Annotated in this window: 8 protein-coding genes, 1 pseudogene and 1 CRISPR repeat array; of the genes and pseudogenes, 6 read left to right on the forward strand and 3 right to left on the reverse strand. The window is 59.4% G+C overall.

Translation table 11 applies throughout. From position 1 onward, the window contains the following. The 6 genes and pseudogenes from Q0K02_RS09830 to Q0K02_RS09855 form a co-directional block, all read left to right on the forward strand. A pseudogene (locus Q0K02_RS09830) lies at positions 1 to 449 on the forward strand (hypothetical protein); the annotation flags it as partial. Between the two features lie 429 nt (positions 450 to 878). Then, on the forward strand, positions 879 to 1,373 hold the full coding sequence (locus tag Q0K02_RS09835; RefSeq protein ID WP_294488148.1) for a lipoprotein: 495 nt from the start codon (positions 879 to 881) through the stop codon (positions 1,371 to 1,373). A 2-nt stretch (positions 1,374 to 1,375) separates the two neighbouring features. Further along, a complete protein-coding gene (locus tag Q0K02_RS09840; protein ID WP_294488151.1) occupies positions 1,376 to 2,065 on the forward strand; it encodes a hypothetical protein in 690 nt (229 codons plus the stop codon). Positions 2,066 to 3,550: 1,485 nt separating this feature from the next. Then, positions 3,551 to 8,143 carry an EAL domain-containing protein gene (locus Q0K02_RS09845; protein WP_294488153.1) on the forward strand — a complete coding sequence of 1,531 codons (4,593 nt, stop codon included), beginning with the start codon at positions 3,551 to 3,553 and terminating at the stop codon, positions 8,141 to 8,143. 28 nt (positions 8,144 to 8,171) lie between these two features. Continuing rightward, entirely contained in the window at positions 8,172 to 10,703 is a 2,532-nt protein-coding gene (locus Q0K02_RS09850) for a chemotaxis protein CheB (protein ID WP_294488156.1), read from the forward strand. 2,547 nt (positions 10,704 to 13,250) lie between these two features. Then, a CRISPR array of direct repeats spans positions 13,251 to 13,519; the repeat unit is 35 nt; unit sequence GTTCTAAGAGACCTGATCTTCAAAGGGATTATGAC. Positions 13,520 to 15,180: 1,661 nt separating this feature from the next. Beyond that, positions 15,181 to 16,119, forward strand: a complete 939-nt coding sequence (locus tag Q0K02_RS09855) for a bifunctional methionine sulfoxide reductase B/A protein (RefSeq protein ID WP_294488159.1) — start codon at positions 15,181 to 15,183, stop codon at positions 16,117 to 16,119. Positions 16,120 to 17,001: 882 nt separating this feature from the next. Here Q0K02_RS09855 and Q0K02_RS09860 read toward each other — a convergent pair. The 3 genes from Q0K02_RS09860 to Q0K02_RS09870 form a co-directional block, all read right to left on the reverse strand. Further along, on the reverse strand, positions 17,002 to 18,207 hold the full coding sequence (locus tag Q0K02_RS09860; RefSeq protein WP_294488162.1) for a PD-(D/E)XK nuclease family protein: 1,206 nt from the start codon (positions 18,205 to 18,207) through the stop codon (positions 17,002 to 17,004). 764 nt (positions 18,208 to 18,971) lie between these two features. Continuing rightward, positions 18,972 to 22,694, reverse strand: a complete 3,723-nt coding sequence (locus tag Q0K02_RS09865; protein WP_294488165.1) for a pyruvate carboxylase — start codon at positions 22,692 to 22,694, stop codon at positions 18,972 to 18,974. A 53-nt stretch (positions 22,695 to 22,747) separates the two neighbouring features. Further along, entirely contained in the window at positions 22,748 to 24,160 is a 1,413-nt protein-coding gene (locus tag Q0K02_RS09870) for a hypothetical protein (protein ID WP_294488167.1), read from the reverse strand. Positions 24,161 to 24,224 lie beyond the last annotated feature (64 nt).

Genomic DNA, 24,224 nt, shown 5'->3' on the forward strand with positions numbered 1-24,224 from the left:
GGGAGATTCTGGCGCAGCTTGAGGCCGCGCGGGGCAAGGCGCGGGTGGCGAAGCTGGAAGCCGCCGTGCTCCCGGGACTGGACATTGCTCCGGCAAAGGGTAAAACCGTGAAGCCCGCCCCGATGCAGGAACCATCTCCGGCACAGGAACCCGCTCCGGCGCAGCCCGCGCCCGAGCATCCGCTTCTGGAGGCGCTGCGCAGCGTGAATCCCGACGCCATGACGCCTCTCGACGCGCTGCGCCTGCTCTCCGACTGGAAAATGCTCTGGGGCTCGCCCGCAAAGGACAAGGCTGCCGCGCCTGCCCCCGCAGCTTCGGCCGATGCGGAGAAAAGCGCCCCGCAGACAGGCGAGGCGCAGGCGGACGAAGGGCAGACGGGCAAGGCGTCCGGCCCCGCCGAGGCTCCCCGCCGCCGCGGACGAAAGAAGGCGTCCGGCGCTCCGGCCTGACGCTGATCGCCGGGAATTCGGCGCAGAAGCGCGCCGCGTCCGGGCTGTCCTGACAGCGTTCCCCTCCGGAGAGTCCCGAGGCGGCAAGCGTTCCGCGCCCGGTGCTCGGAGCAGAACGGGTTCAGCGCCGAAGTTCCGATGCGGCAGGGCGTTCGGCCTCCGGTGGAGGGGCAGAAGAGGCCGGAGCAGAAACATATTTCGCGCCGGATGTTTCAGGCGCAAAACCTGTTCCGTGCCGGGGCCGCCCCGGAACGAAACCATGCTTCGCTCCGAGGTTTCGGAGCAGAAGCGCTCCGCGCTGGAAGGTTCGGAGCCGACAGGACAACAAGTTCCGCGCCTCTTTTCGGCGCAGACAGAAAAAACGACCGCCTCCCCGGCAAGGATGCGGCACAAGCGGCATGTCCCCCGGGCATGTCATCAAGGATTGCTATGAAACGTCGTTTCGTGTTTTCAGGAGCCTGGTTTGCGCTGATTGCGCTGTGCGCGGCGCTCGTCGTCGCCGGATGCGGCCGCAAGGGCGATCCTGTGCCCGACTACTCCCGCGATGAATTTTCCTTTGCCTCGCTCAGCGCCGAGGCCGCGGCGGACGGCACCATCACGTTTCAGGGCACGGTGTCGGGCGCGGCCCAGAACCTGGAATACATGGTGCTCGAAATGCAGGCCGTGGACGGCGAACTGTGCGAAGGCTGCCCCTTCCTGCCGCAGGATCAGTACCGCGTCGATTCCCGCGACGCCTGGGAAAGCAACAGCGGCTCGTCGTTCAGCTTCGTGTATCGACCCGTGTTTTCCGGCAGCGCTTATCGGTGGCGTCTCATCGGTCACAATCTTTACTCGGGCCTGCCCGACGTGGTGAGCCCCATGCAGACGGTGTTCATGGACGGCTATTCCGGCATCGACATGTCCATGCCCGCCCTCGGAGAATAATCATGCCTGCTCTTCAACGTGCGGCGCGTCTTTTGTGCGCCCTGTGCCTGTGCCTCGGAATCTGCGTTCCTTCCGCCTGGGCCGCCGCCTACGCCGACTTCCGTTCCGACATCCAGTACCGCATCGACGGCAAATCCGTGCGTACCTGCGGAGCCGCCATGTCCTCCGGACACAACTCCAGACTCGACCTCGACCTCGGCAAGGCCGGAGCCTTCACGCTCCTCATCGACAGCCGCAATCACATGCTCCGCGTGCTCTCCCAGCGCCTCAAGGCCTACGTCGAAATCCCCGTCTCCGGAGATCCCCGCGATTGGCGCAGCCTCGTCAAAAGCGCCGCGGCCGCCGTCATGCCCCAGAGCATGGGCATGATCAGCCTCCAGGAAAAGGAAGTTACCCCCATAGGTAAGGATAACTGGCAGGGCTACGCCGTCAGAAAAACACGCAACGTCTTCGAGGCCGGATTCATGGGCTCCACCAGACGCTTCACCGTCGAAGTCTGGGAAAACGAGGCCTTCTCCCCCTTCCCCATGCACGTCAGAGCCGAAGAAACCGACGCTACCCACGGCGGCGCCGCCTGGCTCACCAATATCGTCGCTGAACAGGCCGCCCAGTCCATGTTCCAAATCCCCCAGGGCTTCTCCCGCTATACCTCCGTCCTCGACCTCTTCCTCTACGCCCTCACCGCTTTTTAAAGGCAGAAAAGGCAGGAAAGGCAGGAAAGGCATGCGGGGGAAATAATTCCCCCCGCGCCCCCCTGTTTCTGCCTCCCGGCTTCGCCGGTTCGGCAGGACAGGGTGAACGGGAAGATTATGCCCGAAGCAAAGGGCGAGGGGGAGAGTGAAGACCGGAAGGCGTTTTTCAACGCTCTGGGGCCCCGGGCGACGTCTGGAGCCTGGCCGACGGCAGGCGCGTAGCCGGAATTCACTTCCGGCGTTAAGCGCAGCTGCCGTCGTACAAGTTCCGCAGTCCGTGTAGTGTGTCTTGCGTCAACGGGATGTTGTGGCAGAACTATTCCTGCGAGGTCAGAAATAATTCCCCTCGCGCCCCCCTGTTTCTGCCTCCCGGCTTCGCCGGTTCGGCAGGCGGGAGCGTGCAGGCAAAGCGCGTTGCCTATGGCTGCGGTCGAGCAAAAAGGTTATGTCCGCAGCGGGCGGAGTGCTTGGCGGGCGCTGTTCGATCTGCGGTCTCAGTGCAGGTGTGTCCTTTCGGACCCACCTGCGGTGGCCGACTCCTGTCCGACAAAGGTCGGACAGTCGTGTCAAAGGAAAAGATTTCCAGATTTTTGTTGGAGAAGGAATCGGCCCAGCGTGGTGGAGCCGATTTCGGTTCAGCCGCCGGGGCGGGGAAATTTCCACCCGGAAAGTCGTTTCTCAATGCTCTGGGGCCCCGGGCGACATCAGGAGCCCGGCCGACGGCAGGCGCGCAGCCGGAATTCACTTCCGGCGTTAAGCGCAGCCGCCGTCGTACAAGTTCCGCAGGCCGAACAGTGTGTCTTGCGCAAACGGGAGACGGCAGCCGCCGGGCGCTCGTCAGATACAGAGAGAGGAAGCGTTCCGAGAGTGGGGCGTCTTCCTCTCTTTTTTTCGATTCAGCGTTTCATGCCGGGGTGTCGCCTGCCGGACAAAGATCGGCGCAGAATGTTGCTGCCGCCCCATGATGTTGCACGGCGTTGCCTTTTAAACATCTTGTCATCTTTTCCTTTGCTCACGACTGTCCGGCACAGGCCGGACAGGAGTCGGCCACCGCAGGTGGGCGCAGCAGCGCACACCTGCACTGAGACCGCAGCCCGAACAGAGCCTGCCAGAACTTCCCGCCTGCGTGGAGCTCACCTGTCGAAACTCCGAACGCCATTTTCAGCAACCCGACCGGCATTCGCCCCGACCTGCTGAAGCAGCTTTAGCTGCGAAGAAGAATCAGGGGGGATCGGGGGGAATTATTTCCCCCGGCGGGGTTCGGGGCGGAGCCCCGCTGCTCTCGTCTGATCCCTTCCATTCAATCCGGGGCGGAGCCCCGATGCTCCGGCCTGTCCCCTTCCTCTTCTGTCTTTCCCTTCCTTTCTGTCTTTATTTATTGTTATTTTTCAGTGAAGATTGGGCATGATTCTTGACAGTGGGGGGAGGGGGGTGGATAGTGGAAAAGCTCAGGTTTGGAGTTTTTAAGGCAGGGACGTTGCGGATATGACGATAGGCAGCGGATTTCATTTATCAGATCTTCAATACTGGCGCGAGTTGAAGATACTGGCGGAGCGCGCCTCGCGGGATGTATTGTCCGGGCTTTTGAATCGTGAGACGGCGACGGACTACATTGAGCAGTGTTTGCGGCACATGCAGCCTGGGGACATGTGTGCGTTGTTCATTGTTGATCTGGACAACTTCAAGCAGGTGAACGACACGCTGGGGCATCAGGCGGGGGATCAGGTCATTCGTCTGGCGGCGAAGGCGCTGTCGGGGTGTTTTCGGGCGACGGACATTGTGGGGCGTCTTGGCGGGGACGAGTTTTTTGCGCTGATTTCTGGTCCGATTACGGAGGAGAGTGCGCGGGAGAAGGCGCGGAGCATATGTGAGGCGCTGCAGTTTTCGATAGGCGTGAATCCGACGCTGCATGTGAGTTCGAGCGTTGGGGTGTACATAGCGTCCGGGGAGACGCGGGCGTTTGAGAAGCTGTACGAGCGCGCGGATGCGGCGTTGTACGAGGCCAAGGCGGAGGGGCGCAACAGGTATCACATCAGCAGCGGGGAGGAGTCGGAAGAAGGCGAGCACGAGACGGAAGTGCTGCCGTATGCGCCTGTTCAGCTTCAGGCGTTGCTTGAGCACATGGAAGAAGGCGTGGCGCTGCTGGAAGTGCAGGAGGACATCAGCGTGGTGTATGCGAGTCCTGCGCTGCTGCGCATGCTGGGCGCGGAGCCGGGAAGCGTGGCGCTGCCGTGTGATCTTTCGTCGTTTTCCGGGATTCATCCCGACGACGTGCCCGAATACGAGCGGCTTTTGCGCGAGAGCATGGCGAGCGGCCGCGGGGTGGAATATGAACATCGTTTTCTGCGCGACGGGGTATGGCGCTGGTGTCGGGCGCGGGTGACGCGCATGCCGGCGTCCGGCGGCAGGGTGTCGATGCTGGCGCTGGTGCGGGATGTTTCAGGTGCGCGCAAGCGCGAGGACGCGCTTCAGGAAGAGAGCGAGCTTTTGAAGCTGGCGCTTGATCGCGGTTCGCGCGTGCTCTGGGAATTGGACGTGTCGTCGCGTCGATTTGTGCTGTTCAACAGTCGGCGTCGGGTGAACGCGTCATCCATGCGGGTGGAGAATTTTCCGGAGGGGCTGATTGAACGCAAGTGGGTGCATCCGGATTCCGTTTCCCGATTCCGGGCGTTTGCGCGGGATCTGCTCGGCGGCCGTCCTGCGGGCGGGGGAGCGTTCATTCTTCGTCACAAGATGAGTCGTCGATACGGGTGGTTTTCGGTGTACTACCGGGTGCTGCCCGACGGGGATCGGCGACCGCTCAAGGTGATAGGCATTGCGGAACCGCTTTTCGGGGGGCTGTTTTCTGGCGGGGGGATATCCGGACGGGACAGGCTGTGGGAGGCGTTGCGTCCGAACCTGTTCTGCTATTTGCGGCTTGATCTGACGCGCGACCGTGTGGAGGCGCTGTGGTCGGAGGGGCGGACGTTTACGCCGCATTTGTGCGGGGTAAGCTGCATGGAGCTCTTGAAGAGGGAGAAGAAGCGTCTGTTCCGCCGCGAGGACAGGGATGAATTTCTGTCGGTGTTCGGCAGGGATGCGCTGCTTGCGGCGTTTGCGCGCGGCGCGGAGTGGGTGACGCGGGAATATCGTCGCGTGGACGAGGGCGGCATGGTTCGCTGGCTGTCGTACACGGCGCATCTGGCGCAGAATCCGCTCACGGGGAACGTGCAGGCGTTCTGCTTTCTGCAGGACACGGAACGTCGGCACGAGCGCGAGGCGCAGCTGGTGCGCAGTTCGCGCGATTTGCCGGTGCACGGCATCTACGGTCGGGACATGGCCCGCAGGCTGGCGGAAAACGTGCTGGAGAGCGGGGACTCTCCGCTGCATCTGCTGGCGTTTGTGCGGGTGCTTGGTCTGTCCGGGCCGGAAGCGGCGCGCCGTCGTCGATTTATTTTCATGGCGTTTTCGCTGCTGCTCGGTTCCGAGTGCGTGATAGGCGAGCACGGCGAGGACGCGTTTACGGTGTTTCGTTCCGACGCCGCGCCGCGGGTGGTGACGCGGCAGCGCATGGACGAAGCGTTTGCCTTTGTGCGTCAGGCGCTGTTTGACTGCGGCATGGCCATGATTCCGCGTTTTGTGGCGGCGGTGGCCTGCGCCGATCTTTGCGGAACGGACTACGAGGCGCTGGTGCGGCGAGCCGGGCAGATGTGCGGCGAATGGGAAAACGAGCCTTCGGACGTGATTGTGTTCATTGACGATCTGTCGCCGTTCCAGCCCGAGCGGTCGGACGGGCTGCCGCTGGGCGCGGAATCCGCGGTTTCGGCGTCGGTCGTGCCGGATGCGGCGTCCGGCGGGGAGGTTCCGACTCCCGCTCCGGCAGCGGCGTCTGCGCCGGATGCGGCGTCGGCATCCGCGGGCGCGGCGACAGGCACGGCGGCCCCCGGAACGTCCGGCGCGACGCTCCCCGCGGGGGCGGGAACGTCGACTCCTGCGCCCCACGCTGTTCCCGGAACTTTTGCCGCCGTGTCCCACGGCGCCCTCGGATCACCGGCTCTCGCGTCTCCTTCGGCTTTCGGAACCTCGACCCCCGCGGCTTCTGCCGCCCACGGAACCTCGGTTCCCGGAGCCTCCGGAACTTCGCCTCTCGGCGCGTCGTTCCCCGGAGCGTCGGCATCCGCTCCGGCCGTGGGCAACGCGGCCCTCGGCGCTCCGGTTCCCGGCATGGCGGCCCTGGTTTCCGCTGCGGCTGCGTCGGCGGCTGCCTCGGCCGACCACGCCGATCATGCCGATCATGCGGTTTCCGCCCTTGAGAGCAACGTCGCCGCCCGCCCGGCGCAGTCCGTGTTGCCGAAGGAGGGCGCGCGCCACGCCGAACCGGCGCGCCGCCTCTCCGACAATGGCAAGGATACGGCCATTGCCTGTCTGGAAGCCCTGCTGCTCGACGAGTCCCCGGACGTCGTCATGGCGGAGGTGCTGCGGAATCTGGGCGAATACTATCAGGCGGACAGAGTCTATACCCTCGCCCTCGTCGACGACGGCCGCAGCGTTCGCGCCACCCACGAATGGGTGAACGACGGCCGCCGCAGTCTGAAGAAGCAGTTTTCCGACGTGCCTCTCGACAAGCTTCCCATGTGCTGGCGCGCCCTGCGCGAGAACGCGCCCCTGCACATGCGCAGCAGGGGCGACCGCTGGAGCTATGCCGTGTTCCCCCTCGCGCCGGAAGACGGCGCGCCCGACGGTCTGCTCTGCGTGGAGAATCCGCGGGCCCGCATGGAAGGCGACGGTCTGTTCGCCGTGCTCATGCCGTATCTGGAACGGTCGCTGCGCGTGTCCGGTCAGGGGCGGGATTCCGGCATGCGCGACGCGCTCACCGGATTGCAGAATCTGCGCGCCTACATGGACAAGGTGTGTCTGCTCACGTCCGACGCCTATAGTTCTCTGGGGGCGTTCATTCTGGATATTCCCGGTGCGTCCCAGCCGCGGCGGCGCGTGGGACAACGGAATTCGTGGCGCATCCTGTACGTTGCCGAAACGCTGAGCGCCGTGTTCGGTCGCGAACTGCTGTTCCGCACCCGCAGCGACGAATTCGTGGCCCTGTGCGCCAACAGCACCCAGAACGTTTTTCTCGCGCGGGTGCTGAGAGCGCAGTCTCTGCTGCAGCGGCGATATCCGGGTCAGCTGCGTTTCGGCTATTCATGGTCGGAAGGTCTTTTTTCCGGCGACAAACTGGTCAAGGAGGCGCGCACCATCATGCTCTGCAATCAGCTGGAGCCCACGACCGACGGAAAGGGGCAGTCCGCGCGCGGCGTGCGGGGCCCCGCCGTGGCGGGCACGGCCGGACTGGAGAGCTTTACCATCTACCTTCAGCCCAAGGTGAACATGCGCACCGGCGACCTCGTGGGCGCGGAAGTTCTGGTGCGCGGCCTCGACGGTTCGGGCCGCGTCATTGCGCCCGCCCTGTTCATGGAATCCCTGGAACGCACGGGCGTCATCCGCGAGGTGGATCTGCACGTGCTCAATCTGGCGCTCTCCACCATGGAAAACTGGCGCGTGCGCGGCTGGAAGGTGCTGCCGCTTTCCGTAAACTTTTCGCGCGCCACCATGCTGAGCGCCTCGGCGCCGGGTTCGGTGCTGGCGCTGTTCAGCCGGTATCCGCATATTTCGCCGAACCTGCTCGAAATCGAGGTTTCCGAAAACGCCGGCGATCTGGAAAACCGCACGCTCGAACGCGCCATGGCGGGTTTTCGTCCGTTCGGGGTGCGCTTCGGTCTCGACGACTTCGGCACGCGTTACGCCAATCTTTCGGTGTTCGCCAATGTGGCCTTCGATACCGTGAAGCTCGACAGAAGTCTCATCAGCGGCCTGTCGCACAACGCCGTGGGACGCGCCCTCGTGGGCGACATCGTGCGGCTGTGCGCGGTGCGCAACATGACCTGCGTTGCCGAAGGCGTGGAGACGCAGGCGCAGATCGACGCCCTGCTTGCGGAAGGCTGCGTGATCGGACAGGGCTTTTATTACGGCCGCCCCATGTCGGCGGCGGATTTTGAACGCAGATACCTGCGTCCCCAGCCGGGGCAGGAAGGCGTGACCCCATGACGGCAGAAGCGACAACGGTTCCGACGCCATGCGCGTGGAATGCGGGCGGAGGGACGTTCCGCTGCTCACCGTGGGCATAGGGGCTTCGGCCGGAGGTCTGGAGGCGCTTCAGCAGTTTTTCGCGAGCATGCCCGACAACAGCGGTCTGGCGTTCGTGGTGATTCAGCATCTTTCGCCGGATTACAAAAGTCTCATGGCGGAAATTCTGGGCAAGTACACCGGCATGACCGTGATTCAGGCCGAAAACGGCATGCCCGTGGAACCCAATATCGTGTTTCTCATTCCGCCCAAGAAGAACATGACCCTCAAGGACGGCAAACTTCTGCTCTCTGACTATCCGCCCGTGGGAATCAATCATCCCATCGACATCTTTTTCACGTCGCTGGCCGAGGAGAAGAAGGAATATTCCATGGCGGTGGTGTTTTCCGGCACGGGTTCCGACGGCACGAACGGCGTCAAGGCGGTGAAGGAGCACGGCGGCCTCGTGCTTGTGCAGGATCCCGCCACCGCGCGCTTCGACGGCATGCCCCGCAGCGCCATCAACACCGGACTCGCCGATTTTGTGCTTTCCCCGCACGACATCGCGCGGGAGATACTCAATTTTTCGCATTATCCGGCGCTCGGCGAGGGCGAGGCCGAGGAATCCTTTCTTTCCAGCGACGAGGATACCCTTACCCGCATTTATCTGCTGCTGCGCAAGGTGAGCGGCATCGATTTCACGCACTACAAGCGCAACACCGTGCTGCGGCGCATCGAACGGCGCATGGTAGTCACGCACTGCCCCACGCCCACGGCCTTCGCCAAAATGCTTGAGGAAAACAAAGAGGAGGCAAGCCTGCTCGTCAAGGACATCCTCATCGGGGTGACCCGCTTTTTCCGCGACGCCGAGTTCTTTGAAAAGCTCAAGTATACCGCCATGTACAGCATTCTTGAGCACTGCGACGAAAAGGAACCCGTGCGCGTGTGGAGCGCCGGATGCTCCACCGGCGAAGAAGCCTATTCCCTGGCCATACTCTTCCACGAGGCCATGGAAGAAAAGCATCTGCACCGCGATGTGAAAATCTTCGCCACCGACGTCGATACCCACGCCATCGAACAGGCGGGCAAGGGCATGTTTCCCGAAAGCATTGCCGACGACGTTTCCCCCGAACGCCTGGCCCGTTACTTCGTCAAGCACAACGATCAGTATCAGGTGACCAAGGAAATCAGAAAGATGATCGTGTTTGCGCCGCACAACATGCTTTCCGATCCGCCATTCGGCCGCCTCTCGCTCATCAGCTGCCGCAACGTGCTCATTTATTTTCAGCCCGTGCTGCAGAAGGGACTCTTTGCCATTTTCCACACGGCGCTCAAGAACGGCGGCTATCTCTTCCTCGGCAGAAGCGAGACCGCCAGCGAATACAACAAGGTGTTCACCCCGCTGTGCATCACCGAAAAGATTTACGTGCACCACAACGAGGGCAAGGTGGACGATTTCATAACGCCGTCCTTCAGCATTCCCAAGATTCAGCCCAGCCTGCCCGGCGCTTCCGGCATGGCCCGCAGGGAAGAGAGCAGCTTCGCCCTCGAAAGCGTCTATACCCGTTTTCTGGAAAAGTTCCTGCCCGCCGCCGTCGTGCTCGACGATCAGAACAACATCATTCATTTTTTCGGCAACTACGCCGATTACTTGAATATCGCCCCGGGCAAGGCCACCTTCAACTTCTTCTCGCTGGTCAATAAGGACATCAATCTTGTGTCCTCCACGGCCATCAGCCGCTGCCGCGTGGAACGTTGTCCCGTCACCTATACGGGCATATCCGTGGACACCGCTTCCGGCCGGAAGATCATCGATTTGTCGGTGCAGCCCATCTTCGACGACGCCGGCGTTCACACCGGCCTGCTGGCCATCCTGTTCCTGGAACAGCGCGACCTGCCCCTCGGCGGCGTGACGGAAAAATACGACATCGACACCACCGCCGCGCAGCGCATCGTTGATCTCGAACACGAACTCCAGGTTTCGCAGAACGACCTGCGCTCCACCATCGGCGAACTTGAAACCGTCAATGAGGAACTCCAGGCCGCCAACGAGGAACTGCAAAGCTCCAACGAGGAACTGCAAAGCTCCAACGAGGAACTGCAATCGGTCAACGAGGAGCTCTATACCGTGAATTCCGAGTTTCAGCAGAAGCTCGACGAACTCACCACCATGACCAACGATTTGTCGAACTTCCTGTCGTCCACCATGACGGGCATCCTGTTCGTGGACAGCAATCTCCATATCCGCAAGTTCACGGAGTACATCGGCAGGGAATTCCAGCTCGTCAGCCAGGACGTGGACCGCCCCCTCCAGATATTCGCCCACAGCTTCCCCGACGAAGATATCGTCGCCGACGCCAGGGCCGTCCTGAAAAACCTCGCGCCCATCGACAGAGAAGTCACCGGCATGAACGGCCGCTTCTATACCATGCGCATAGCCCCCTACCGTACCACCGAAAACAGTATCCAGGGCCTCGTCATCACCGTCATCGACAGCCTCGGCGAGGGCTGGAAAAAAGTCGATCCCCCCGCCGAAGAGTAGAAAAGGCAGGAAGAGAGGAAAGGCAGAAAAGACAGAAAAGGCAGAAAAGGCAGAAAAGGCATGCGGGGGAAATAATTCCCCCCGCGCCCCCCTGATTCTGCCGTGCGGCTGCGCCGCCCGGCAGGACAGGGTGAACGGGATGATTATGCGAGGAGCAAGGGGCGAGGGGGGGAGTGAATAGGAGAGGAGAAAAGCAAAGGAAAAGATTGACGGGAGGGGAGAAACAGCCTTGCATTGTGTCACGCTTCACTCTATGTTGCAGACCTGACTAAAGGGATTATGACTTCGCCTGATCGAGGCTCACAAGCGCCTGATGCGCATTGTCCGTTCTAACCGACCTGATCCCCAAAGGGATTATGACGCCTCAGCTTCCTGCTTGTCGAAGGTTAGTAGCTCAGTCTGCGGTTCCAAGAGACCTGGTTTACAAAGGGATTATGACCATCTTCCCCGTACCTCCTTTCTGTATTTGTTCTGAACAGTTCTAAGAGACCTGATTTATAAAGGGGTTATGACACTTGTTCCTGAGTATATTCCATCTTGTGGTGTTCCCATAAGGATTCAACAGACCTGATCTAAAGGGATTATGACTTGAAAACCATATAGCCGTATGGATTTCCATAATGAGTGAGCTCCAAAGCCGTTCTGCAACGATCTGCTTTTTTTATCGGAAAACGGCGAATGCAGGGGAGGCAAGAGCGCCTACGAAGGGGCGATGTTGAATCCTGCCTGCGGGAGGTTCCGCAGGGCGACGACTCTGGAAAGTTGAGGCCCATATGTGGGGAAGACTGATTCCCGTGGAGGATGGGCGAGTAGATTGTGGGAGAGATAAAGAGGGGCGCGGAGTGATCGCAGCTGATGCATGCCGTTTGCGCGAAGGGCGACAGTCAAGCGCAGTTTTGAAAATATGTTGATATTTCAAGCGATTGAATAAGACGAGCCCGACAGACTTCGCGCGGTAAATATCAGTAGTAATTTCAACATGTTGCCAAAATTACTGAGCAAATCCTTTCTGCTGGACGTCGAACCTCCCCGAGGTTCGCGCATCCGTCCTCCCAACCCCTTGAACGCCAAGACATTTCAGGATACGCTGTTCTAACAGACCTGACTCACAAAGGGATTATGACCAAGGCGTAAAGAACACTTTAATGCGTTTTTTCCAGTGATACGTTCTAACAGACCTGACTCACAAAGGGATTATGACATGAAAAGAATACTTTTGAAGAAGCTACGGTAGCTTTTATGTTCTAACAGACCTGATCTTCAAAGGGATTATGACGCGTTTTCCTTGGCGCGCTTGAGAGCGCTCACCAAAGAGGTGAAGTTCTAACAGACCTGATCTTCAAAGGGATTATGACCATAATGTTCCCATCCTTCTTTTCGGTCCTGCCTTCCTATCGGTTCTAACAGACCTGATCTAAAGGGATTATGACTTGAAAATTATATAGCCCCTATGGATTTCCATAATGAGTGAGCGCCAAGGCAGTTCTGCAACGAGCTGCCTTTTTTTATCGGAAAGCGGCGGAGGTCGGGGAGGCAAGAGTGCTGACGAAGGAGCGATGTTGAATCCTGCCTGCGGGGAGGTTCCGCATGGCGACGCCGCTGGAAAGCGAAGACGCATGTGTAGGGAAGACTGATTCCCGTGCAGGATGGGCGAGTAGATTGTGGGAGAGATAAAGAGGGGCGCGGAGTGCTCGCAGCTGATGCATGCCGTTTGCGCGAAGGGCGACAGTCAAGCGCAGTTTTGAAAATGTGTTGATATTTCAATGAATAGAATAAAACGAGCCCGACAGACTTCGCGCAGTAAATATCAGTAGTAATTTCAATATGTTGCCAAAGATACTGAGCAAATCCTTTCTGCCGGACGTCGAGCCTCCCCGAGGTTCGCGCATCCGTCCTTCCACCCCCTTGAACGCCAAGACATTTCAGGATACGCTGTTCTAAGAGACCTGACTTTCAAAGGGATTATGACTTAAAGTCTTCACCAAATTCTTCAACAATTTTATTGTATGTTCAAACAGACCTGATCCAAAGGGATACGACTTATCGTTATTGGGTTCTTAGTATTCTTTCAGTGGCACTTTCCCCACACGAAGAGGAAACAAGGCAGTTCTAACGAGCTGCCTTTTTTATCGGCAAGTGGCGGATGCAGGGGAGGCAAGAGCGCTGACGAAGGAGTGATGTTGAGTCCCCGCGGGGAGGTGCCGCAGGGCGACGCCGCTGGAAAGCGAAGATGCATGTGTGGGGAAACTGCTTCCCGTGCAGGATGGCGAGTAGCTTGGGGAGAGAGGAAGAGGGGCGCTGAGTGTTCGCAACTGATGAATGCCGTTTGTGCGAAGGGCGACAGGTAAGCGCTAGTCTTGAAAATATGTTGATATTTCAATGAATTGAATAAAACGAGTCCGACAGACTTCGCGCGGCAAGTATCAGTAGTAATTTCAATATGTTGTCAAAACTGCTGAGCAAATCCTTTCCGCCGGACGTCGAACCTCCCCGAGGTTCGCGCATCCGTCCTCCCAACCCCTTGAACGCCAAGGCATTTCAGGATACGCTGTTCTAAGAGACCTGATCTTCAAAGGGATTATGACATCCAACACAACCGCTGCTTATATTCCGATTTATACTGCTGTTCTAAGAGACCTGATCTTCAAAGGGATTATGACGCCGGAAGCACAAGGGCGGAACTCGCGGGAAATGTGCTCAAGGTTCTAAGAGACCTGATCTTCAAAGGGATTATGACACGAGGTTGTCCGTGATGCCGATGTTGATGGACTTGGAAAGCATGTTCTAACAGACCTGACTTTCAAAGGGATTGTAGCCCGTCATTATTGGGTACGTAGTATTTTTTTACTGGCCATTTTCTTCCTCACAAATGAGCGCCAAGGCAGTTCTGCAACGAGCTGCCTTTTTTATCGGAAAGCGATGGAGGCAGGGGAGGCAAGAGCGCCTACGAAGGGGCGATGTTGCATCCTGCCCGCGGCGAGGTTCCGCAGGGCGACGCCGCTGGAAAGCGAAGACGCAAGTGTGGGGAAGACTGCTTCCCATGCAGGATGGGAGAGCGGCTTGAGGGAGAGAGAAAGAGGGGCGCGGAGTGATCGCAGCTGATGCATGCCGTTTGCGCGAAGGGCGACAGGTAAGCGCGATTTTTGAAAATGTGTTGATATTTCAAGGAATTGAATAAAACGAGCCCGACAGACTTCGCGCAGCAAGTATCAGTATTAATTTCAATATGTTACCAAAATCGCCGAGCAAATCCTTTCCGCCGGACGTCGAACCTCCCCGAGGTTCGCGCAGCAGCGCTCCCACCCCCTTGAACGCCAAGGCATTTCAGGATACGCTGTTCTAACAGACCTGATCTTCAAAGGGATTATGACCTTCTTGGCGGCCTTCTTGGAAGTGGTGTTGGTGGTAGCGATGTTCTAACAGACCTGATCTTCAAAGGGATTATGACGCTGCAACTGCAAGCGAAGGAACGCTTCGGTGTCCACCGTTCTAACAGACCTGATCTTCAAAGGGATTATGACCATGTCGTATCTCCTATTGGTTAAGTGTTACATAAGTTCTTGCGTTCTAACAGACCTGATTTACAAAGGGATTATGACCAAACATGCGCCAGAGCTTTTTGTTTCTAAGTTCAGCGAGTTCTAAGAGACCTGATTTCCAAAGGGATTATGATGAAAATAAAAAACAAAGAATAGCAAGAAGACTCATATGTTCAAAGAGACCTGCCCCAAAGGGATTGTGACTTATCGTTATTGTGCTCTTAGTATTCTTTACTGTTTATTTTCTCCCTCACAAATGAGTGCCAAGGCAGTTCTGCAACGAGCTGCCTTTTTTTATCGGAAAGCGACTGCCAGAACTGAGGCACAGGAGAGGCAGCAGTGAGGGCAGGCGCGAATTTGCAAGGACCGGTCAGGAATGCTGATGCGAGGTCGGCGAGGGCGAGGCAGGGCAGGGTGAAAATCGAGGCGAGAGCGGGCGCGGCAGCTCTCGACATTTTCCCGAACTTTCGGGCAGTCGGGAGGTACGCGCAAGCAAAGTCCCGACGCCTCTCCCTCAGTGAAGCGCGGCGCAGGGCTTGCCCGGGGGGAATTCCGGCGACCCCGCCTCAGCAAAGCGCGTGGGGAGCGCTGCACGTCTGGCAGTGGCGTTTGCTACGGCGTGGTGGAGACAAGCAGGCACGCAGAACAGAGCAGCGCCGCATGCGGAGCGCAGTTTCATCATGATCCCGATGCAGGAGGACTGTGGAAAGTTCTGATTCCTTCGCCGCATGAGTTTTTGGGAATGTCGTAAGGAAGCACTTGCTTTTTTATCGGAGCGCGACTACTTATCAGTAAAGATTCTTAATAAGGAGGGTGCCATGTACGACAAGGTCAGAGCGCGACGCGCCTTTTTCCTTGTGCTGCTGGTTTTTTTTGCGAGTGACGCGGCGGCGAAGTTTACCCGTCCAACTTTTGACCCCTTACGGGAGCCGGTTGCCATGACAGAGAGCGGATTTCGTATTGTGGCGCGCGGCGATGCCGCCGTGCCGCCTCTCACGCCCAGGGAAGCGGATGTGATTCTCCGCAAGGCCACGGAAGCGCCGTGGTCCGGTGAATATGAAAAGAACACGGCGGCGGGAACGTATTTGTGCCGTCAGTGCGGCGTGGCGCTGTATCGTTCGTCGGACAAGTTTGATTCCGGCTGCGGCTGGCCCGCCTTTGACGATGCGCTGCCCGACATCGTGCGTCGTCTGCCCGATGCCGACGGTCGCCGCGTGGAGATCGTGTGCAATCATTGCGGGGCGCATCTGGGGCACGTGTTTGAAGGCGAACGTCTGACGGAAAAGAATACGCGTTACTGCGTGAATTCGGTGTCGATGAGCTTTGCGCCTGCGGGCAGCGAGAAGGAGAAGCTGGGGCTTGCGCTGTACACGCAGGTTCGCGGAACCAGTGTGGCGGTGCTTGCGGGCGGCTGCTTCTGGGGTGTGGAAGACGCCATGAGCAAGCTGCCGGGCGTGGTGGACGTGCGTTCCGGCTACACGGGCGGGCATACCGACCGGCCGTCCTATGAGGATGTCTGCCGCGGCGATACCGGCCACGCCGAAGCCGTGCTCGTGCGCTTCGATCCCGCCAAAATCAGCTATGAAGCCATCGTGCGCCGCTTCTTTGAAATTCACGATCCCACCCAGCTCAACCGCCAGGGCCCGGACGTGGGCAGTCAGTACCGCTCCGCCGTGTTCTGGCTGGATGAAAACCAGAAGCAGACCGCACAGAAACTCATCGATGAACTGCGCCGCCTCGGCTACGACGTCGTTACCAAACTCGAACCCGCCGGCCCCTTCTACGAGGCCGAAGCCTGGCACCAGGACTTCACCAAACGCACAGGCCGCGGCGGCTGCCACCTCCCCGTCCCCCGCTTCGACCGCCCCGCAAAGTAAAGCCAGGAAGAGAGGAAAGGCAGAAAAGACAGGAAAGGCATGCGGGGGAAATAATTCCCCCCGCGCCCCCCTGATTCTGCCTCCCGGCTTCGCCGGTTCGGCAGGACAGGGTGAACGGAAAGATTATGCCCGAAGCTATGGGCGAAGGGGGAGTGTCTGCCGGAAGGCCGTCTCTCAACGCACTGGGGCCCGCGGGCGACATCAGGAGCCCGCGCCGACGGCAGGCAAGTAGCCGGAATTTACTTCCGGCGTTAAACGCAGCCGCCGTCGTGCAAGCTTCGCATCCTGTACGGTGTGTCTTGCGCAAACGGGATGTTGTGGCAGAGCTAGTCCTGAAAGGTCAGAAATAATTCCCCGACAAAGTCGGGACAAGCCCCCCGCGCCCCCCTGATTCTGCCTCCCGGCTGCGCCGCCCGGCAGGACAGGGTGAACGGAAAGATTATGCCCGGAGCTATGGGCGAAGGGTGGACGTTTGGAAAGTCAGTAGGCACGACGCGCGGAAAGTTCTGGCAGACACTGTTCGGGCTGCGGGCTCAGTGCAGGTGTGTCCTTACGGACCCACCTGCGGTGGCCGACTCCTGTCCGACAAATGTCGGACAGTCGTGAGTAAGGAAGGATTTCCAGATATTTTTAAGGGAACACCGAGCTCAAGGGCGCAAATGCAATCCGAAAGGTGGTTGTTCAGCGCTCCGAGGCCCCGGGCGATGTCAGTAGTCCGGGCATGGCAGCTCTCCCGACAGCATCAGGCAAGGGAACCCCGAAAGCAACGAAGGCGCAGCCTCAAGAGAAAAGTTTGAGATCGCGCCTTTTGTTTTGCGGGCAGAAAAGCCCCTTGACGGAGTTTCCTTTGCATCCTTCGCTCAACGCCGCGGACGGGCGGCATCAATGCGTGATGATTTTTTGGATTTTCAAGAGGGCATCCCACTGTTCGCCGAAGGTGTTCAGGAGCTGTTTCTGTGAAACATCCGTGGACGACATGAGGCAGTAGGTATTTCTTTCCGTGAAAGAAAAAGCTGCTTTGTTTTTTATTTTTCCTGCGGCGCTTTCAAGGGCGGTCAACATACTTTCATCCTGTCTCATGTCGCTTATGTAAAGATACAGTTTGATGGAGCAGGTGTCGTCGTCATTGAGGGAAATATTAATGTAAATCGGCCAGTAGGTGTCATTTTCTTCGGAACGTTCCGCAATTTTCCAAGTCGTGAAATCGCACGAGCCTTTTTGTATGTAATAGGATGTTTTAAACTTTTTGCTTACGGCAAGGGAAAGGTCTATCTCCTTTATATATTTCATTCTCTTGATAAGTCTTTCAAATATCCACTGATGTTTGACGTATGTTTTATACAGAGAAATGTCGAAGTGCTTCTTGTCGGCAATAAAATCGGTGATGCTGTCCTCATGCAGATCCTTCACGGCGTTGATGAGTTCTGCATGCGTGTGACAGAGCTGATCCATGCAGTCGTCGAAGGCGCTTTCGTCGTCAATGGCGGTATGGAATGATTCGAGAATGTATCTTATCCGCTGTTCTTTGACATCCTTCTTATGATTGACGATAAATTCGGATATCCAGGAGAAGTCGAGCGGTATCCAGCCCTTTTGGGCGATGTGTTCCATTTCAGGAACGTTCATATTGACGTCGAGATAGACGAAGAACGTTTTATCCAGCTTGTTTTTGCGCGTGTTGGAAAAATATTTTTGATAGAAACTGAGCTGATTGTTGTGTTCCTTGGAGCCGAATTTGTTTTCAATGACAATGCATACCTTGTCGCTGACAAGAAGAATGTCCAGTCTTCCCTTTTTCCCGTAATGCTTGATGGTCTGCTCGGTAAGAATGGTCGCGGAACCGATTTCGCCGAGGGTCAGCCGGTCTGAGTTCAGCTTTTCGTGCTGTTTGACGCTGTTGTTTATCTCCGCCACAAAAGCCTTGAGAAAGGCATTGCCTAAACCGTGACTTTCTTCCGGATCAAGAAGCCAGGCGATCAGTTGTGACGTGCCGAGCTCATTGAGCGAAATAAAATCAAAGATATTGTTCTTTTTTGAATAGTTGACAATAACGGCGTCGGATTCAAACTTTTTGATGGGGCTGGTCATGGCATATTCCTTTGTTCAAGGGAAAATTTTTTGCTGAATGCTTCATAATATGATATTGTTCTTTATTGCTCAAGTGATATCTATGCATAACGGCAACACTCACGCCTTCCGCCTTCCCTATTCACTGCAACAATTCACTGCGCAATCTCTTCTTTGATGGCTTCTCACGTTCGGCACCAGTGACGAGACAGTTTTCATAATCCGCGCCTTGTTGTCTCGAATGCAGGCGTTACCGTCCTGCCATTCTTTCGCTCTCCAAACATCTGGAAATCCCATCCTTTGACACGACTGTCCGGCGAAGGCCGGACAGGAGTCGGCCACCGCAGGTGGGCGCAGCAGCGCACACCTGCACTGAGACCTTGTAATTCTCCCGAAGAGCAACACCGTCCCGTTTGCGCAAGACACGCTGTACGGTCTGCATCACTTGCACGACGGGCATTGCGTTTTACGCCGGAAGTGAATTCCGGCTACTTATGCCCGTCGGCCGGGCTCCTGACGTCGCCCGGGGCCCCACAGCGTTGAGAAACGTCCTTCCGGTTTCCACTCCCCCCTTCGCCCTCTGCTTCGGGCATAATCTTCCCGTTCACCCTGTCCTGCCGAACCGGCGAAGCCGGGAGGCAGAATCAGGGGGGGGCGGGGGGAATTATTTCCCCCGCATGCCTTTCCTGTCTTTCTTGTCTTTTCTGCCTTTTCTCTCTTTCTGCCTTTAACTAAAAAAGGGCGTCCGTTTTGCGGGACGCCCTTTTGGGGGTTATGTTTTTGTGTTAGCTGCCGGGTTCCTTATCGGCCTTTTCCACGGGGCAGCCGCACCACGGGCAGTAGTGCATGGCGGCGGAGGGGAGGGGTTTGCCGCAGTCGGGGTTGGGGCAGACGATGGGGCAGGGGCCGAGTTCGACGATGAGTTCGCCTTCGCGCACGGGGATCATTTTACGCGTGGCCTGGTAGTCGGCGGTTTTGAGCACGCGTTTGACGATGCCGTCGGTGGGGGCGAGCACGGCCTTTTCCTGCTTCATGATGGAGATGTTGAACAGTTCGTCTCCGGCCTTCACGATATCGCCGGGCTTGACGTACATCACCCAGAGGTCGCCGTTGGAGGGGGCGGCCACGTGGTAGATGTTGTTCTCATCGGCCATGGTGGTGTCGGCGGAGGTCATGCGGCCTTCGGAGACTTTGACTTCGTGGCTGATGAGGATGGAGTCGAAGCTGTAGCGCACGGTGACGGTTCCGTGATCGGTGACGGGACTGATACGGAAGATGGTCATCTTGTGGGGCTTGCCGCTCGAATCGGTGAACTGGAGTTCCTGACCCAGCTTGAGGCCTTCAAACCACACGTGCAGGGGCAGGCGGTTGGGATCGCCGTACTTTTTGACGAACTGCATGGTTTTGACGGCGTCGCCGGGGTGGTTCAGGTACATGACGAGTTCTTCGTCGGAGGGGGCGCGCTTGATGATGGCGGCGCAGGCCTTGGCTTCGGCTTCGACGTTGACGTCCTTCAGGTGCTCGAGGGGGGAATCCTCGGTGCGGGAGGCGAGGGCGGAGCGGTAGGCGGAGCTGCCGAAGGCGCTCTCATAGACCCAGTCTTCGGGGAAGCCGAGGGGCAGGCGGCCGAACTTGCCGAGCAGCAGGTTGCGGAAGGCGTCGTTGCAGTCGCGGTAGATGTCGAGGCGCTGTTCGCGAAGGATGTCGTCCACCTGATCTTCGGGGGTGACGGCGGCGAGTTCAGCCACGCGGATGAGGTCCTGCACGCCCTTTTCGCCGCTGCGCTTGAAGGCGTTGGTCACGGCGAGGAAGGCGGTGTTCCAGGTGATCTGGGAACCGGGGGTGACGTCGTGATAGCGCACTATTTTGCGGATGGCGGCAAGGAAGCGCAGCATGTGGGGCAGCAGCTGAATGTAGCCCTGCTTCATGGCGCCTTCCTGCGAGGACGAGGTGGCACCGCCGGGCATGCAGTGATACACGGCGTTGTAGTCGGTGCCCTGGAAGTAGGGGGAGCAGTAGCGGTCGTAGAAGGGCATGATCTGCTTGAGCACGAAGTTGGCCTGGGCGATCATATCCTTGTTGACCATGGTTTTGAGGCCGAGCTCATTTTCCATGTAGGCCACGGTGGCGAGCACGTCGCCCTGACCGTAGGTGCGCACGCTGGCGCCGAGGCCGGTATCGACGATCTGAACGCCTGCCTTGGCGGCGGCGCCCACGGCGGGCACGAAGAGGCCGTCGGTGGCGTGGCGATGGTAATGGAGCACGAGGTCGGGCCACTGCTTGCGGATGGCCAGGGTGAGATCGGCGATGAAGGACGGCGAGCAGATGCCGGCCATGTCCTTGAGGCCGAGGATGATCATGCGCGAGGCGTCCTTCTGGGTGCAGCCCGCGATGCTGCCGACCATGTCGAGGGTGGCGGCGGTCACGTTGAGGTAGTGGTCGATGTCGAAGCCCTTGGCCACGGAGATGGAGAGGGCGGGTTCAAAGACCACGTCGTTGCGGGAGAGCACGACTTCGGCGATGGGGCGCATGTTGCGCATATCGTTGAGGAAGTCGAAGCAGCGGATGATCTGGTAATTGTCGCAGATCATTTCGCCGGTGATGTTCATGAGGTTGCGGGGCTGGGGGGTGTAGCCGAGCACGTTGGTGGAACGCACGAGCAGCTGCTTGAGCGTTTTGGGCGCGAACTGATTCCAGGCCTGGGCCTCGGTGAAGGGATAGGTCATGTTGGCCATCATGGCCACATGGAAGTGAGCGCCGCCGCCGTTTTCGAGGGAGAAGAAGTTGCAGGAATCGAGGTAGGGCCCGATGAGTGCATCTTCGGCGAGGCGGAAGCGGTTGCCGGTATTGGACTGCGTCATGTCGCGGGTGGTGGTGTCGGTGAAGTGCACCATCTTGGAATCACGCAGGAATTCGAGCAGCTGATCGCGTTCGTGGGGATAGGGGCTCGGAGCGTAGCGGTCTGCGCCGGAGATGTGGGGCAGCACGGGCTCGAAGGCGGGCAGACGGGGGGTGTCTGCGGAGCGGTACTGACCGAGCTGCACGAAGGGATTGTATCCCTTGGCGGTGATTTCGGCCACGAGGTGGCTGAGACGTTCGCCTTCGGGCGCGAGATCCTGATAGTCGAAGAGTTCCGGCGTATTGGCGACGAAGTTGGTGTCGAAGTTGGCGGAGCGGAACTGTTCGTTCTGGAGGATGTGGCGATAGAAGGGCAGCGTGGTCTTGATGCCGGAAATGGTGTACTCTTCGAGGGCGCGGTTCATGATGCTGAGAATGCGTTCCCAGCTTCTGCCGAAGGCGATGAGGAGCGCGCCAGCGGAGTCGTAGTTGGAGGGGAAGTCGTAACCGGCGCAGAGATTGGAGTCGATGCGGATGCCGGGGCCGCCGGGGGATTCGTAGCGGACGACGCGGCCGCAGTTGGGGGTAAAGTTGTTCTGGGGGTCTTCGCAGTTGATGCGGACCTGCATGGCCCAGTTCTGGGGCTTGGTGTTTTCCTCGTTGAAGGGGAGTTCGGCGCCGAAGGCGATGGCGATCTGCGCGCCGACGAGGTCGATGCCGTAGCGGCTTTCGGTGATGCCGTGTTCGACCTGGAGACGGGTGTTGACCTCGATCATGTAGGGGGTGCCGTCCTGGGTGACGAGGAATTCCACGGTGGCGAGGGAATAGTAGTTGACGGCCTTGATGAGGGCGCGTGCGTATTCCTTGAGCTGATCGCGGAGTTTCTGGGTCATGCCGGGCCAGGGGGACGGCGTGATTTCGACGAGCTTCTGATGATTGCGCTGCACGGTGCAGTCGCGTTCATCGAAGGCGAAGACGTTGCCGTACTGATCGGCGATGACCTGGATTTCGATGTGACGGACGTGTTCGAGGTAGCGTTCGACGAAGAGGCGGGGATTGCCGAAGGAAGCTTCGGCCATGGTGGAAGCCTTGACGAAGGCGTCTTCGAGTTCCTGCATGGTGCGGATGACGAAGATGCCGCGACCGCCGCCGCCGCCTTCAGCCTTGAGCATGACGGGCAGACCGATTTTCTTGATGACCTTGCGTGCGCCGTTGATGTCGACCGCGCCGTCGGAACCGGGCACGACGGGCACGCCGATTCTGGTGGCGAGGTTTCTGGCCTGCACCTTGTTTCCGAGCAGGTTCATGGATTCGCAGGTGGAGCCGATGAAGGTGATGCCGGATTCGGCGCACTTGCGGGGGAAGCTGTCGTCTTCGGAGGCGAAGCCCCAGCCGGGATGGATGCCGACCACGCCGCGGGCCTTGGCCTTGCTGATGATGAGGTCGAGGTCGAGGTAGGCGGAGGGGTTGGGACCGAGGAGCATGAGTTCCTGAGCGGCGGAGGCCGCGGGGGAGGTCTTGTCCACGTCGGTGGCGGTCATGATGGCCACGGCGCCGAAGCGTTCGCGGATGGCGCGGCAGATGCGGCGGGCGGGAATGCCGCGGTTGGCCACGAGTATGGCCTTGCCTTTGAGCTCGGCCTGAACTTGTTCCATGGTTTTTGCAGACATATCTACTCCGAGGAAGGGGGAGGTTTCGGGGGGGCCGGGTTCCGACGGGGAAGTCAGGAGACTTGACCGGCGGGAAGGATGGAGCCGCCCAGAAACGTTTCCGTTCCGAATGCTGTACTGAGGCGAAGCGCGCCGGATTCGGTCACGCCGTCCACCACGCCCTCACAGGGGATTCTGACCATGGTTTCCCTTTCGGGGCAGGCGTCGGCGAGCGTGACGCGGCAGCCGCGGAAGGCGAGATGCCTTTGCGCGAGCGCGGGCCACCACGGTTCGAGGGTCTGCCTTTGTGAATAGCAGGAAAAAAGACGGCTCGCAAGTCGAATCCAGAGCGTGAAAATAGTCACGATGTCCTTGGATTTGCTGTCCTTTTGCGAGGGATGGGCGCAGGCGGGATCGACGAGGGGAAAGCCGGATGCGCGCCTGAGCACGCCTGCGGAAAAAGCGTAGTTATCCCGGAGCATTGAGTTCGGCGGGCAGGAGACGAGGTTGAAGCCCGTGCCCACAATGAGCGCGCCGCGTCGTTCTTCCATGAGCATGCCGCCGACTTTGAAGCAGTCGTTTCTGCCCGGGGCGACGCCGGGGCGGAACGAGGATGAGGGCTGAAGGAGGTCGTTGGGCCATTTGAGGAGCACGGGGCAGCGTTCGCGGGAGAGGGCTTCGGCGAAGAGGGCTCCGCAGGCGGGGGCGGCGGCCGCGGAATCGAAGGGCGGGGCGAGGGGAAGGCGCAGGGCGGAGTAGAGATTGCCCTCGGGGGAGGCCCAGGCGCGGCGCATCTGTCCACGGCCGGAGCTCTGACGCAGGGAAAGCACGGAGGCCCATTCGGGGAAGAGGTCGGCCTCCACGAGCAGGCGGGCGACGTCGAGGGTTGAGGTGGCAGGGCCTGTGATGTACACTGGGGCGGGCAGTCCGGGTGCGGGAATTTCGAGCCAGCGCACGCCGTTTTTTTCTTTGGGCGTCCAGGCAAGGGCATCGGGGCCTGCGGAACCGGGACGCGTGGCCGAGGAGTCGGGGCGCGAAGGCGAGCCGGAGAGCGGAGCCGAAGCGTTGGCTGCGGCGAGACCGGCGTCCGCGCAGGTGGCCGCGTTTGCAGTTGCACGGGTGACCGCGTTTGCAGCGGCGATTGCTGCGGCGGAAGTTCCGCCGTGTTCCGGGTCGTCGGCCTTGCCCGGTACGCGCGCATCCGCATAGGCGGAGCGTTCGCCCGGAGCCGGGCCCGCGCCTCGTTCGCTCCGTTCCGGGGCGTTTGCAGTCGCGCTGGCGTCCGGCGTGTCGGCGCGGTTTCCGCCGTCGTCGCGCTCCGTCCATGCGGCGGCAAACAGCGCCGGAATCGTCGCCAGATCTGCGGCGGTCAGGGCAAGAGGCGAGGCGGCAAGCGCTTCCGGCGAAAAGGGCAGAGCCGTGGGCTCCTGTTCCCCGATGGGGGGCAGGCCCAGATAGAGCAGTCGCAAGGCGGCGTTATCGTTCATGGATCCTCCAGAGCGGCCGTCGCGTATCGGCGGCGATGAAACACACAGCCCCTCCTGCGGGAGG

Source organism: uncultured Mailhella sp., assembly GCF_944324995.1.
In the GTDB taxonomy this organism is placed as follows: Bacteria; Desulfobacterota; Desulfovibrionia; order Desulfovibrionales; family Desulfovibrionaceae; genus Mailhella.

Coding starts and splice junctions, on each gene's coding strand:
- Q0K02_RS09835 (WP_294488148.1), top strand. CDS start 879: ATGAAACGTCGTTTCGTGTTTTCAGGAGCCTGGTTTGCGCTGATTGCG.
- Q0K02_RS09860 (WP_294488162.1), bottom strand. CDS start 18,207: ATGACCAGCCCCATCAAAAAGTTTGAATCCGACGCCGTTATTGTCAAC.
- Q0K02_RS09850 (WP_294488156.1), top strand. CDS start 8,172: ATGCGCGTGGAATGCGGGCGGAGGGACGTTCCGCTGCTCACCGTGGGC.
- Q0K02_RS09865 (WP_294488165.1), bottom strand. CDS start 22,694: ATGTCTGCAAAAACCATGGAACAAGTTCAGGCCGAGCTCAAAGGCAAG.
- Q0K02_RS09840 (WP_294488151.1), top strand. CDS start 1,376: ATGCCTGCTCTTCAACGTGCGGCGCGTCTTTTGTGCGCCCTGTGCCTG.
- Q0K02_RS09845 (WP_294488153.1), top strand. CDS start 3,551: ATGACGATAGGCAGCGGATTTCATTTATCAGATCTTCAATACTGGCGC.
- Q0K02_RS09855 (WP_294488159.1), top strand. CDS start 15,181: ATGACAGAGAGCGGATTTCGTATTGTGGCGCGCGGCGATGCCGCCGTG.
- Q0K02_RS09870 (WP_294488167.1), bottom strand. CDS start 24,160: ATGAACGATAACGCCGCCTTGCGACTGCTCTATCTGGGCCTGCCCCCC.